This is a genomic window from Azospirillum sp. OGB3 (assembly GCF_014192915.1).
Classification (GTDB): Bacteria; Pseudomonadota; Alphaproteobacteria; order Azospirillales; family Azospirillaceae; genus Azospirillum.
Genome location: NZ_JACHYN010000015.1, coordinates 117109 through 130604, shown reverse-complemented (window position 1 = coordinate 130604; position 13496 = coordinate 117109). Strand labels below are relative to the sequence as shown.

The 13496-nt window shown below is 71.2% G+C and carries 12 protein-coding genes; all 12 read right to left on the bottom strand.

Going from position 1 to position 13496, the window contains the following annotated elements; genetic code table 11:
* Positions 1-52 precede the first annotated feature (52 nt).
* The 12 genes from FHW79_RS24695 to FHW79_RS24640 all read right to left on the bottom strand — a co-directional run bounded on the left by FHW79_RS24695 (position 53) and on the right by FHW79_RS24640 (position 13496).
* Entirely contained in the window at positions 53-787 is a 735-nt protein-coding gene (locus FHW79_RS24695; RefSeq protein ID WP_183181344.1) for a hypothetical protein, read from the bottom strand.
* Positions 784-1197 (bottom strand): SET domain-containing protein, encoded by a 414-nt coding sequence (locus FHW79_RS24690; protein ID WP_183181343.1) that lies wholly within the window; start codon positions 1195-1197, stop codon positions 784-786. The genes FHW79_RS24695 and FHW79_RS24690 overlap by 4 nt, the downstream gene beginning before the upstream one ends.
* A gap of 20 nt (positions 1198-1217) precedes the next feature.
* Entirely contained in the window at positions 1218-2384 is a 1167-nt protein-coding gene (locus FHW79_RS24685; RefSeq protein ID WP_183181342.1) for an SDR family oxidoreductase, read from the bottom strand.
* An 82-nt stretch (positions 2385-2466) separates the two neighbouring features.
* Positions 2467-4131, bottom strand: a complete 1665-nt coding sequence (locus FHW79_RS24680) for an ATP-binding cassette domain-containing protein (protein ID WP_183181341.1) — start codon at positions 4129-4131, stop codon at positions 2467-2469.
* A 7-nt stretch (positions 4132-4138) separates the two neighbouring features.
* A complete protein-coding gene (locus FHW79_RS24675) occupies positions 4139-5467 on the bottom strand; it encodes a prohibitin family protein (RefSeq protein ID WP_183181340.1) in 1329 nt (442 codons plus the stop codon).
* A 1-nt stretch (position 5468) separates the two neighbouring features.
* Positions 5469-7193 (bottom strand): ATP-binding cassette domain-containing protein, encoded by a 1725-nt coding sequence (locus FHW79_RS24670; protein WP_183181339.1) that lies wholly within the window; start codon positions 7191-7193, stop codon positions 5469-5471.
* Between the two features lie 9 nt (positions 7194-7202).
* Complete coding sequence (locus FHW79_RS24665; RefSeq protein WP_183181338.1) at positions 7203-7964, bottom strand: transporter substrate-binding domain-containing protein; 762 nt, start codon at positions 7962-7964, stop codon at positions 7203-7205.
* Positions 7961-8131, bottom strand: a complete 171-nt coding sequence (locus tag FHW79_RS24660) for a hypothetical protein (protein WP_172428501.1) — start codon at positions 8129-8131, stop codon at positions 7961-7963. The genes FHW79_RS24665 and FHW79_RS24660 overlap by 4 nt, the downstream gene beginning before the upstream one ends.
* A 42-nt stretch (positions 8132-8173) precedes the next feature.
* Positions 8174-8689, bottom strand: coding sequence for a DUF697 domain-containing protein (locus tag FHW79_RS24655; RefSeq protein ID WP_183181337.1), 516 nt, complete (start codon positions 8687-8689; stop codon positions 8174-8176).
* A gap of 378 nt (positions 8690-9067) precedes the next feature.
* Complete coding sequence (locus FHW79_RS24650; protein WP_247884588.1) at positions 9068-12319, bottom strand: type VI secretion system protein; 3252 nt, start codon at positions 12317-12319, stop codon at positions 9068-9070.
* The gene (locus FHW79_RS24645; RefSeq protein ID WP_183181336.1) at positions 12307-13035 is read right to left on the bottom strand and encodes a hypothetical protein; all 729 of its coding nucleotides are present in this window, start codon (positions 13033-13035) and stop codon (positions 12307-12309) included. The genes FHW79_RS24650 and FHW79_RS24645 overlap by 13 nt, the downstream gene beginning before the upstream one ends.
* A complete protein-coding gene (locus FHW79_RS24640) occupies positions 13032-13496 on the bottom strand; it encodes a hypothetical protein (RefSeq protein ID WP_183181335.1) in 465 nt (154 codons plus the stop codon). The genes FHW79_RS24645 and FHW79_RS24640 overlap by 4 nt, the downstream gene beginning before the upstream one ends.

The window sequence follows — 13496 nt, the reverse complement described above, 5'->3', positions numbered from 1 at the left end:
CGTCGTCATTCCAGGGTCGAGGCTTGCAAAAGCGGGGTGACGGAAAGGAGCTTCAGGCCGGAAACCAGCGGCGGCCGAAGGCGGTGAGGTTGTCGTCCTGCAGCCGGGCGAGGCAGAGGATTTCCACGCTGTCGGCCCAGCGCGGGTTGATGCGGCGGAACTGGGCGACCGCCGGGCTGTCCAGCTTGGCCTCGCTGATGGCGCGGGCCTCCTCGGTCAGGCCGTAGCCCTGCCATTGCCAGTCCACGGTGCCGGTGTCGGCGTCGTAGTAGTGGGCGAAGCACTCCCGCCCGATGTGGTCGCGGAACGCCCGGTCGAGGGCGTCGGGGGGCTGGTCCGGATGCGGCGTGTGGCGGACGAACAGCATCGGCATGTAGCGGTAGGAGCGGTAGCCGACCGCGCTGTAGCTCCAGTACCACAGCCGTCCCGAACGGTCGGCGCGGGCACGGGCAACCATCTCGGCGACCATCGAGCGCACCAGATCGTTCGACCCCCAGAAGCGGCGCTCCAGGATGCAATGGGCGGTGTGGAAGGCGCCGACGGCGGTGCCGCCGATCTCCGTCACCTGCCGGTAGACGGTGGCGAAGCCGACCAGCTCCCCGGTTGCGGCGTCCTCCTGCACCACGCAGTGGTCGAGGTCTTCCAACTCCTCGTTGAAGTAATCCTCGCCGTAGCCTTCGAACCAGACGCTGAGCAGGGCGAACATCGCCGCCCGCCGCTCCGGCGTCAGGGCCGCCGGCTCGACGAAGCTGGTCCGCAGGGGAGGACGGGACGAAGAACTGGTCATCCCCCGGCCCCGGTCAGGTAGAGCGCCGCCCCGGCCTCGCGCACGTCGGCGCAGATGTCCTCATAGTTGCAGGTGATCTCCTCCCCGGCGGCGATGGCGCGGCAAGCGACGAAGCGCCGCCAGTCGCCGGGATCGGCCCGCCCGATGGACGGACCGTCGGCGTGGTTGAGAAACCGGGCGTCGTCCCCCGGCAGAAGGACGCCGACCCCCTCGATCACGCAGCCGTGGAAGTCGAGCAGCCGGGCGACCTGCGGAAACTCGGCCAGCACGGCGTCGTCGGGCGCCAGCAGGCGGTCGATGCGGGCGTCGAACGCCCACACCGGCGTACCGGCGGCGACCGCCTCCTCGGCGAAGAGCCCCAGCCCGTGGATCGGGCTGGAGGCGACGCGGGTGGGGATGAGGAGCGGCATGGCGTCCTTCCGGGGTGACTTCAGGCGGCGGCGTTGGCGGGCGACCCGGCCGGCGCCAGCGACTCGTCGAACTCGAAGCTGGCGGCGTCGTCGACGAACTGCTCGGCGATGGTCGTGCCGGGGTTCGTCAGGCAGACGCCGATGTAGTCGGCGAAGCGCGGCGGCGGGGCGAAGCCCTCGGCGAGCAGGCGGCTGTTGTCGAAGGCGATGTCCTGCGCGGTGAAGCGGTGGTACTTGCGTCCGCCCGCCATCATCGTCCGGTGCAGGATGTCGCGCTGCGGGAAGGCCAGGCGGAAGGCGCGGTCGAAGGGCTTCCAGCCTTCCGGACCCTTCGGGTCGAAGAAGCTGTAGGGGCGGGTGCCCTCATGGCCGTGCGCGGCGAAGGCGGCCTGGAAGTCGCTCCACAGGGTGCGGCTGCCGAGGCCGGCGGAGATGTGGTAGAGGTTGTGCTTCAGGTCGGGCTTGCGCAGCAGGTCGTGCAGCCGGGCCGAGGCCCAGTCCACCGGAACGATGTCGATGAAGCCGTCCGGCGAGCAGGGCAGCACGCCGGTGCGGTCGACCAGCCGGAAGAACCAGAAGATGCTGGCGCTCGGGCGGACGCCCATCGCGGTGTGGCCGACGACGATGGACGGGCGGCAGACGACGATCGGCAGGTCGGGGAAGCCGGCGGCCAGGGCGCGTTCCGCCGCGGCCTTGCTGCGGGTGTACTCGACGATGTGCGGCGTGTCGTGGCCGGGGGCCGGGGCCTCCTCGACCATCTCCAGCCACGGCGTCTCGCCGCAGCAGAAGGCGGTGCCGATGTGCAGGAAGCGCTGGAGATGCTTCATGCGGCGGGCGCGGGCGGCCAGCGCCAGCGTGCCGTCGACGTTGATCTGCCAGACCGAATGGCGGCTGTCGAAGGAGGTGTCGGCGGCGACGTGGACGATGTGGGTCACCGCGTCCAGCCGCGGGTCGGCGCTGGTCGCCAGCGACTGCAGGTCACCCGGGATGATCTGGCAGAGATCGGCGTAGGCCTGGGCCGTGGCGCGGTCGACGCAACGCATCAGGTTGGTGGCGAGACGGGCGCGGCAGGCGGCCTCGTCGGCGCCGCGGATCAGCAGCAGGCAATCCGCCGCGGTCCCGTTCTTGACGGCGTCGAGGTAGAAGGAACCACCGAGAAAGCCGGTGCCGCCGGTGAGAAGGATCATGGTGTGCCTCGGTCTCGCGTCTGGGGGAGGGGAGGGTTCGGTTGGTGGCTTCGACCGACTGGCCCCGATCCGCTGGTCTGGATCAGGCGGGCAGCAGGTCGGGAGCCGGAAGGGCGGGGGTGTCGAGCCGGCGGATACCGCCCTGCTCCACCTGGATCTGCACGTCGGCGGCGTCGAAATACGCGTCGTCGTGGGTCACGGCGATCACGGTGATGCCGCGCGCCTTCATCCAGGGAATGATCTCGCGATAGAATTTCCGCCGGAAATAGGGGGACTGGTCCGCGGCCCACTCGTCGAGCACCAGCACGGGCTTGCGCTCCAGCAGGGCGGCGGCCAGCGCGAGGCGCTTCTTCTGCCCCTGCGACAGGTCCACCGTCGTGAAGGCGCGGTCCTCGACCGCCACTTTGTCGGACATCTCCAGCAGGTCGAGCAGCTCGTCGGCGAAGCCGCCCTCCAGCGACACCGCGCCGTAGAGCTGGCGGGTGACGTGGTTGTCGGAAAAGACGACGGAGAACAGGTCGCGGTAGGAGCCCAGCGTGTCCGCCGTCACCACCGCGCCGTCCACCGTCAGGCTGCCGCGCAGCACCGGGTAGAGGCCGAGCAGCATGTGGATCAGCGTGCTCTTGCCGGCGCCGTTGTGGCCGGTGACGAAGACGACGTCGCCGCGCTCCACCGTCAGGTCGATGGGACCGACGGTGAAGGAGCCGGTGCCGTCGCGCCCGGGGTGGCGGTACGCCGCGCCGTCGAGCGCGATGGTGGCGAAGTCGGCGAAGCCGGTCGGCGGCGCATCCTTGGCCCGGCGCTGGGCGGGGCGGGGCGGGGCCTTCAGCTCCGCCTCCACCGCCAGATAGGAACGGGCGGCGGTCTCGGCGCTGATGTAGGAGGGGTAGGAGGCGACGATGGTGATGACCGGGTAGGCGATGAAGGCGGCGGCGTGGCCGGCCAGCACGACGGTCGTGATGTCGGTGCTGGACACCGCCGGCAGCAGGAAGATGATCCCGGCCAGCGCCGCGTAATAGGTCAGCTCGCTCAGCGTGAAGTAGTGGCTGTACTCGGCGCCGAAGCGGTGGCGCTCCGTCCGCAGCGCCTCGGCGCAGGCGGTGGCGTCGGACAGCGCGTTGGCGGCGCGGCGGCGGTTCAGCTTGCACTCGCGCAGGGTCTGCAGGATGTGGTCCGACCGTTCGGACAGCGCGCCCTCCGCCTCGTGGATCGTCTCCGAGAGCCGTTCCAGCCGCAGGACGGAGCGGGTGATCAGGACGCCGCCGACCGTCAGGAAGGCCAGCACGATCAGCACCGCGGCGTTCGACAGGGTGGCGAGGTAGAGCAGGCAGAGGACGATCGCCGCGACCGACTGGAAGCTGATGACCAGCGTCGGCACCGCCTGGGCGAGGAGCTGAAGCTCCGGCCCGGCCACCTGGGCGAGGCGGGGGGAGCCGACCGCCATGGCGTCGGGCAGGTCGGCGGCCACCGCGCGGCGCAGCAGGTCGACGCGCAGGATCGCCAGCGCCGCCTGCATCCGCTTGGACGCCGCGCTCATCATCCAGCCCTGCGCGAACCGCCAGGAGAAGGCGGACAGCAGGAAGATGAACAGCAGACGCTGCAACCCCTCCGGATCGTCCATGATGACCAGCGCGCTGTTCAGCGAGGTCAGCAGGGCGAGGTTGAGGGCCGCCGCCAGCACCGCCAGCAGCATCAGCGGCTGCATGTTGCGCAGGGCGTCGCGTCTCAGGATGCGCCAGAGGTCCATCGCCGGCTCACTTGGACTGGATGAGGTCGAGCAGGCGGGACGGCGACATGGTCGACAGGATGGGGGCCGCTGCGGCCTTTCCGTCCTTGGCCGGTCCGCCGGCGGCCCCCGCCGGCTCGGGCTTGACGCCGGGAACCGGCGCGGTCGGCGAGCGGTGGGCGGTGGGTTCGGCCCCGGCGGTGTTCAGGCTGGGCATCTGGGCGACCGGCACCTGTCCGGGCGTGCCGTCGCCGCTCAGCGAGGGGAGCTGCGAGACGGGCGGGACCGGCAGGCTGCTGGGCGGCAGGCTGGTCTGCGGCAGGGTCACAGTGCCCGGCGCACCCGCGTGCGGCGCGCCGGGGGCTGGGGCGCCCGGCATCGGGAGGGTGGCGCCCTGGCCCGAGGCGGCGTCGAGGATCAGCGGCAGCCCGCCGCTGGCGGCGTTGCCGATGACGACGATCTTGGCGTTGGGCGAATGGGCCAGCTCCAGCGTCGCCTCGATGCCGCGCCAGCGCAGATAGTTCTCGGTCAGGTTGGCCTGGACCGTCTCCTGGAAGGCGCGGATGCCCTGTCCTTCGAGCTGCTTGCGCTGGCTCTCGAACAGCTCGCGCTGGAGGCGGAACTGGTATTCCTGGGCGGCCTGGTCCTGCTGGATCTTGCGCTCGATCGACACCATGATCGCTTCGGGCAGCGAGACGTTGCGGATCAGGATGTCCTGAATCAGCAGGTAACCGGTCTTGGTCCGCCCGTCGGGCTTCGGCGTGTCCTCGGCCCCGATGATCTGGGCGTACATCACGCGGTCGGCGACCTGCTCGAAGGTTTCGGTCTGAACGCGCAGGCGGCGGTGGGCGTAAAGTTCGTCGGCTTTGAAGCGCGACACGATCTCGCGCGAGACCGACCCGACCTCCGGCACCAGCAGCACTTCCAGATAGTTCGGCCCGACGTTCTTGTGCAGGGCGGCCAGCATCTCCGCGTAGGGGCGGTAGCGCACCGTGATCTCGATGCTGACGTTCAGGCCGTCGTTGGCGATCGCCGAGTAGGAGCGGGTGTCCTCCTGCAGGCGCAGGTCGTAGACCTCGATCTTGTCCCAGGGGAAGATGACGTGCACGCCCTCGGCCAGGGCCGGACCCATCTGGGTGCCCTGGTGGAAGCGCTTCCACAGCACGCCGCCGTGGCCGGCGGGAATGAAGACGACGATCGACGGCGCGAAGTAGAGGAAGATCAGGATGCCGACCAGCAGCGTGCACAGCAGCGACCGGCGGTGCTCCTCGTACCAGTTGCCGAGCAGCGCGCGCAGGCGCGACTTCGGCTGCGGCGTCGCGTCGGCGTCGTCGTAGGTGAAGGCCTGGTCAGCCATGTCACGCGGTCTCCTGGAGCAAAGCCGTGGCGGGGCGGGACGCGGCCTTGTCGGCCGGCGTGTCCATCTGCCCGTTTGTCATTTGGCCGTTGGTCATGTGGATGGTCACGTCGCAGACCGACGCGGCGTTGCCGTCGTGCGACACGAAGATCACGGTGCGGCCGAGCGCCCGCAGCTTGCCGATGATCTCGTTGGCGAAGCGGGTGCGGAACTCGGCGTCCTGGTCGGACGTCCATTCGTCGAGGATGATGATCGGACGCCCCTCCGCGACCGCGACGGCCAGGGCGACGCGGCGGCGCTGGCCCTTGGAGAGGTCGCGGTTCAGCAGGCCGTCGCCGGTCTCCGGAACCAGATGGTCGATCTTCAGATAGGCCAGCATCTCGCGGAACAGCTCCGCGTCGAAGGTCGGCCCCTGCGGCAGGCGGGTGAACAGGTGGTGGTCCTGGAACACCGCGCAGAACAGGTCGCGGTAGCTCTCCAGCCGGTCGCCCTCCACCGCCTGCCCGTCGAGCAGGACCTGCCCCTCGTCCGGGCGGAACAGCAGCGGGATGACGCGCAGCAGGGTGGACTTGCCCGACCCGTTGGCGCCGACGATGCCGACGACGCTGCCCGCCGGGATGGTCATGTCGATGGGGCCGATCACGAAGGGCTCGGGCCGCATCCCGGCGCGGTAGGCGAAGCGCACGCCGCGCAGCTCGATGGCGGAGAAGCGGCGCGGCGCGCGGGCCAGCTTCGACGGCGCGTACTCCGCCGCCGGCATGGCGGCCAGCAGGGTGGTGAGCTGGTTCGCCGCATCCTCCGCCGCGATGTAGTCGGGCACGGCGTTGAGGAACTTCGACAGCGGCCGGGCGAGGAACAGGATGACCGAGGTCACCAGCGGGAGCTCCGCCGCCGACAGCGCGCCCATGCGCGGGAAGATGAAGACGAAGACCGCGGAGAAGCCGATGACGATGGTGGCGATCCAGGAGAACAGCTCCCCCAGATTGCGCCCGTGGCGCCGCTTCAGGTCCTCCCATTGGGCGACGTCGGCCTCGACCGCCTGGGCCAGCTCATCGCGCCGCGCCTTGCCCAGCTTGATCTCGGCGTTGCCGCCGACGATCTCGGAGAAGCCCTGGAGCATCCGCACCTCGGACTCCTTGGCTTGGCCCAGCAGGGCGCGGGTCCGCTGCGCCTCGCGCACGTACCAGCCGCCGATCATCGCGCCGGCCACCAGAAGCAGCGTGGCGCCCACCGTGGTCAGCGTCCACAGGTAGAGGTAGGCCACGACCGCCACCAGCATCATGTTGGCGGCGATCGACAGGTTGGGCAGAAGCGCCGCGATGCGCTCCAGATGGTGGTTGCCGAGGTCGAAGGAGCGCCGGGCCTGCATGTCGAGGATGTCGGCGTGGTTGCCCAGAGTGACGGTCTGCAGGAAGCGCCGACGCACCCCGGCCAGCGCGCTGAAGCCGGTGGTCAGCACCAGCCCGACGAAGCGCTTGCTGAAGCTGTAGGAGACCAGAAGCGCCAGGCAGAAGATCAGGAAGGGGGTGTCCAGCACCTCGCCGCGCATCCAGCCGTTCAGCTCGGCGCTGAGGCTCATCAGGCTGATGAGGTTGGCGGCGGCGGCGACGCAGCCGGTCACCACCAGCCGGGTCAGGATCTCACGGTCGGCCAGCCCGATCAGGGGCAGCAGGGCCGAGACGGGCCGGCTGGGCGCGACACGCTTGGTTGTCTTGCTTTTGCTCATCGGTCCGCCTCACTCCGCCAGCCAGGAGTCGAGGATGCGGGTGATCGTGCCGTTGTCGCGCAGCTTGACGAAGGCGGCCTGCAGCCGCTCCGCCTTCTCCTTGCGCGCCTTGGGCATGGCGATGTAACGGGGGATCAGGCCGAGCGGCTTGGGCAGGACTCGCACGTCCTTCAGCCGCCCGTCCTGCTTGGCCATGTGGTTCAGCACATGCAGGTCGCCGACGATCACGTCCACCCGGCCCAGGATCAGGCGGCGGAAGTTGACCACGTTGCTGCTCGACGGAATCTTTTCCAGATAGGTCGCGGCGTCGAAGTCCGGCGCGTAGGCGAAGCCGTCGACCACGCCGATGCGGTAGGGGGTCAGGTCCTCCAGCCGCTCGAAGGCGATGGGGGAGTCCTTGCGCACCATAAAGACGGTCGTGCCGGTGCGGAACGGGCCGATCATGTTGTACTGCGCGAAACGGGCGGGCGAGGCGATGAACTGGAACCCGACGTCGGCGGTGTTCTCGTCCATCGACCGGACGACCTCGGTCCAGGACAGCGGCCGGTGGACCGGGGTGATGGTCAGCTCCTTCAGCAGGGCGACGACGATCTCGGTGTCGATCCCCGTGCGGGTGCCGTTGAAGGAGTAGTTGTAGGGAGGGAAATGGTCTTCCGACGCGATGGTCCAGTATTCGGCGCGCGCCGGAAGGGTCGCGGCGAGCAGCGCCAGCAGGACCGGCAGAAGGAGCCGCAGGGCCGGGCGGAGGAGGGACGCCGTCGCCGCCGTCATGCCTTCGCCCGCTTCTTGCTGCGGGTGGTCAGCAGGATCATCACGAGAAGGGCGCCGGGCGGGGTCAGGACCACCGCCAGGAAGGCGTAAAGCAGGAAGCCGCCGCGGCGGCCGATCCCCAGAAACCCGACCAGCAGGCAGAGACCGATGTAGATCAGCTCGAACACGGCGATGCTTCCTTCTTTGCCCGGCGCCCCGGCGTCGTGCCCTTAGCCGGCCTTCTGGACCGGCTGCTCTTCCATCTGCGGCGCCGCGGCGGGGGCCTCGCCGCCTTCGTCCTTGGCGGCCTCATTGCGGGCGGCCTCGAACTCCTTGCGGAAATGCTCGCGCATCGCCTCGACGTCGAAGTCCAGCAGCGTGCCGCCGGTCTCGAAATGCTGCGCGAACACGCGGCCGAGTGCCTGGGTGGCGGCCAGCGACAGCGCCGGCATGACGGCGACGCCGAGGGCGGTGCCGATGAACGGAACGGCCTTCACGGCGGAGCCGAGCACGCTGGAGCTCAGCGCGCCCGGCATGACGCCGCCCATCAGCGCGCCGATGATCGCGCGGGTGCGCTCCTGCGCGAACTCGATCTCATAGAGCTTGGCGAGCTTATGGATCAGGTTGAGCTGGGCCACGCTGACCGCGGCGACGTCCGCGCCGGGAACGGGGATGAGTCCGAAGGCGCCCGAGGCGTAGCTGTGATACTTGATCAGTTCCTGGGCGCGCTTCTTACGGTCTACCATGATCCGAAACCTTTCGAGGGTCAGGTGAGGTTGATTTCAGGTGGAAACGGTGTTTTGAAACGCACGTTTTAGGATGTTATGCGTTGCAAGCTTGGCATTCCGAAAGAAACAAAACATCGCCAATCAACCGCTGCTATAGCGATCGGTAAATGAATGCCCCTATTGTCGCTGGTAAATAAGACGAAGTCCTTCGGGACTGCCGCGAGGCGGAGATTGACTGCCTAACGATCCAATATGTCCCAACGACTTGATACATTTTCAGTGCTTAACAACGCATTAAATGCCTATGACCGCCGTCGGGGTTTTTGTTGGAAGATGCGTCATCTTTCTGCGAATTGTAACAAAGTTCATCATGAGCTTTTCTTTGTGTATTGGCGTTCACCACCTTTGCGGGAAGCGCGTCGGCAGGTCGAGGGCGCGCGCCGGCAGTTCGTTGCGCGTCCCGGCGCCGACCGTCGCGCCCAGCACCAGGACGGTGTCGCGCACCGGCTGTCCGTCGATGGTCTGCGTGGGCAGGGCGACGCGCAGCAGCAGGCCGTCCCGCGACGATGACGGGGCTTGGCCCTTCAGCAGGCGCATCAGCGCCCACGGCCCGCGCTCGGCCAGGGTGATGGTGTCGCCCGTCGCCGCGGCGGTTCCGCCCGCCGGCGTACCCTTCGGACGGAAGGGCGACCCGGCGGCCCAGCGGGCGGTCAGCAGGACCGGCTGGCCCGGCGTCCAGGCGAGTGTGCCGCCGTTGGCCGCCGCCCCCACTGCGCTCGCGCCGGAGCGCACCGACCAGTCGATGATGTGCTCCGCCCCGACCTCCTGCGCGCGGTTGGCGCCGTAGGTGAGGCGGACGCTGACCGGCGCCGGGCGCGCGATGGCCTCCAGCAAGGGGCGGGCGGCCTCCATCCGCTCCATGAAGGCGGCGACTTCGGGGGTCGCGGTCCGCATCACCGCCGCCCGGTGCTCATCGAGCTGCCGGAAGAAGCGGCGGACGTCCTGAGGATCGGCGTCGGACGCGCCGCGCGCCTGTTCGGGACCGACGAAGGGGAAGCGTCCGGCGAGGGTCTGCGCGAAGGCGGTGGACAGCTTCGACAGGGCGACGTCGCTGTCCGGAACCGGGGCCTCCACCGGCATCTTCGGCAGGATTGGCAGATGCGCGACGACGGCCGGCTGCTCCACGGCGGCGGGCGGGGGAGCCGCGGGCTCGGGCGGTGGCGCCGGGCGTGGGGGAGGCGGGGGGGCCGCCGCGACCGGCTTGGCCGGCTCCGGTTTCGGCAGCTCCGGTTTTGGTGGCTCCGGCTTTGGCTCCGCCGGCTTGGCGGCCTCGGCGGGCGGAGCCTCGGGAGCCGGTTCGGGCAGGGCCGCGGCCAGGGCGTCCGGCAGCGCGGTCACCGCCGGGTTGAGGGTCAGGGCTCCGCCGTCACCCACCGCGAACAGCGCGCCGGTCTGCGGCGCGTCCAGCGCCAGGACGGCGGCGCGGGCGCCGGTCGCGGCGGTGGACAGGGCCTCGGTGATGCGGTCGGTGGTGTCGCGGCCCGGCAGGTCGGCGATGGCCGCCTTCTGGAGCGTCACCCGGATCGCGTCGGGCAGGCCGCGGGCAGGGTCCTGCAGGGCGCCGGCGATGGGCCATGCGACGGCCACGGCCACGGCCCCGGTCAGGCGGCGGACGTCGTCGACATCCTCGGCGGTCGGTGTCTCCGGCAGGCCGCGCAGCCGTTCGGCCAGGGCCTCGGCGCGCTGGCGCAGCGGGTTGCGGCCGTACAGCTCCTCGGCCAGCGGGGCGGCGAGCTGCACCGATTCCGCGCGCACCGCCGCGGCGATGGTCCGGGCGTCGAGGTTGGGCAGGTCGGCTCCCGCGGCGATGCGCGTGATGTAGCCGTCGGTCGCCGTCATCGGCGATCGGGGAACGGCGCCGTAGACGCTTTCGGCCAGCGCGTTCAGCTCGTCGAAGCCGCTGTTGCGGCGGAAGCGGTCATAGCGCTCCAGCGCGTCGCGCCGCCCGCCGATGCGGTCGAGCTGCTCGGCGAGCCGGCGGAAGGCGGGCAGGTCCTCGACCGTCCGCGGGTTGGCGACCGGCGGCAGGTCGGCCATGGTGGCGCTGGGCAGCAGCGCGTCGCGGATCGGCCGCAGCACCGAGCGGCGCAGCGTGACCGAGGCGAGCCGCTTCTTGTCCTCGTCGAAGCCGCTGAACAGCGAGGTCGGCAGCAGCGGCGTGGCGAGGGAGCTGCGCTCCATCACCGCCGTGGCGGCGATCACCCGACCGGCCAGAGCCCCGTCGGTGACGGTGTCGCGGGCCAGCAGCGCCCGGCGCAAATCGGCGGTGGCCGCGGCGACCGGCGGGCTGCCGGCGGACACGCTGGACACGCCCTGCCACGCGGCGACCGACAGGCCGGCGACCGAGGCGGCGAGCGCGGCCTGGGCCATCCGGCGGCGCTTGTGGGCCTGCTGGTAGGCGGCGTCGGACGGCCGCCCGTAGCCGGCCTCGGCGAAGGCCCGACCCGGCAGCAGGTTGCGGGCGAAGACCGGGCGGCGCCCGCCGGTGGCCGGGGCGTAAGCGCCGGTCAGGGCGATGCCGCGCAGCGGGAAGGGCTCGGCTTGGTCGTTGCCGCCCCCATCTCCTCCTAGGGCGCCGTCGAGAAACAGCGCCAACGGGTGGCGCAGCGTGTCCAGGGATGCCGGCAGCAGCGGCAGCCGCACCCCGGCGGTGCCGGCGGCGAAGGCGTCGGCCTCCAGAACGGCGATGTCGGCGCCGATGGCCTCGAACGCCTCGTCGATGCGGCGCGGCTCGAAGGGCTTGGCCCAATCCTGAGGGTTGGTCCAGCCCAGAACGCCGTCCAGCAGGGCGGAGGGCATGGCGGCGCAGAGATCGGTGAAACCGTCCAGGGACTCGGCGCGGACCACGACCACATGCACCGGCCCGACCACGCCGAGGTCGTCGCGCAGCGTCCGCAGACGCTCCCGCAGGGCGGCGCCCCGCTTGGCCAGCGCGTCGCGCGGTCCGGGGCGCTCGGCGGCGGCGCGCAGCTCGTCGGCGCCGACCATGAGAAGGATACCGTCCAGCGGGCGGCGCATCGGCCGCTTGCGCATCGCCGCGACCAGCGCCGGCCAGGACGTGTTCAACCGGGAGCCGTCGGCGGAATCGGCGCCGGCGTGCAGGATCGCCGCACCCTCGCAGAACCACCAGCAGCCGTTCTCGCCGTTGCCGTCCTCGGGCCAGCGGACATGGGTCGGGTCGGTGGCGAGCAGGGCCGGGCCGCCGACGCCGAAGGCGAGGAACCAGGGGATGTCGCCGCGGCGCAGGGGACCGCGCATCTGCCGCGTCAGGATGTCCAGCCCCTCGCCATAGACGCGGGCGTTGGGCGGCGCGTTGGCGGCGGCCTTCGTGGGGGGCGGCGCCTCGGCGCGGACGCGCAGCGGCGCCGGCGGGGCGGGGCGGCGCGCGGGCGCCTTCCGGCCGGCGGCGGCCTTGCCGGCGGGCTTGCGCCGCCAGCGGCGCAGCTTCGGCCAGACCATCCGGCCGAGGCGGTAGAAGATATAGAGCGGCAGCGCCAGCAGCGCGTAGGGCGCCAGCGTGACGGCGAAGGACAGCAAATAGACGATGGCGGAGAGCACCAGCTCCAGCGTGAGCATCAGTAGGACCATGACAGCCCCATGTCCTCGACCGCGGCGCGGGCGCCGCTCAGATCGCGTTGGATGCCACCGACGGCGCCGGCCCACAGCAGGTGCGAGACCACGAGGAACAGCACGGCGGTGCCGCCGACCGCCCACCACCAGCGGCGCGCGGACGGCGCGAGGTAGCCGGGTACGGCGCCCTCCGGCGGATCGCAGGCGCGGGGGCTGGGATGACTGGCCGCGGCGCGCTCGCCGACGACGATGCGGTGCAGGGCGGGGCGGCGGGCGGTCGCCTGGGCGTCGTCGGGAAAACCCAGCGCCAGCGCCGCGAGATAGACGGCGGCCAGCCCGCGGTCGGCCTTGGCGCCCTGGCGGATCAGGTCGTCGGCCTGGACGAACAGGGTTTGCAGGGTGGCGTTGGCGCCGAACAGGCGCGTGGACACCACGGCGTCGGCGGGCCGTGTCTGGGCCAGCGCGCGATCGGCCAGCATGGCCATGGCGAAGACCGCCTTGACCACCGTGCCGTGCGCGCCCGGCCCCTGGGAGACGGCGGCACCGCTCATCCCGTGGAGCGTGGCGGTCAGGCGGTCGGCCACCGTCCCCGCCGGGGCCTGCGCGTCGGCGCAGCCGGCGAGCAGATCCTCCTGGAAGGCGCGGAACAGGGCCAGCGTGCCCGCGGGCTTGGCCCCCGTGGGCGGCATCTTCGGCGCCGCAGCGGGGTGGGCCTGGGCGAGTTGGGCGGTCACGGCGTTCCCTCCGTCAGCGGAGCCACGGTGAAGCTGTCCCGTCCCAGCCGCACGTCCAGGGCGCCGGCGCCGTCCAGCGCCTGCCGATGGGTGCCGGGTGCGCCGTACAGCGCGTAGACGAGGGTTTGGGTCGGGGGGGTGGCGAAGGGCGGCAGGCTGTGCAGAAGCACGCTCTGGCCCGGCACCATCTCCCAGGAGGCGATGGCGATCCGGCTGCCGGCGTCGGCGCTCAGCGCCTCACGGTCGCGGAACCAGCCAGAAGCGTCGAGCCCGGCCAGCCGTCCGGCCAGCGCCGGGTCGGCCACCCGCACCACGTCAACCGCCACCGGGCGCCGCCCGTTGGCGTCGGGCGCGGCGACGATGCGCAGCACCGGCGCGTCGGCGCGCCCCGCATTGGGCGTGGGGGCACCTGCGGCGCAGCCGGCGAGCGTCAGAGCGAGGATGATCGCGAGGCGCGTCAT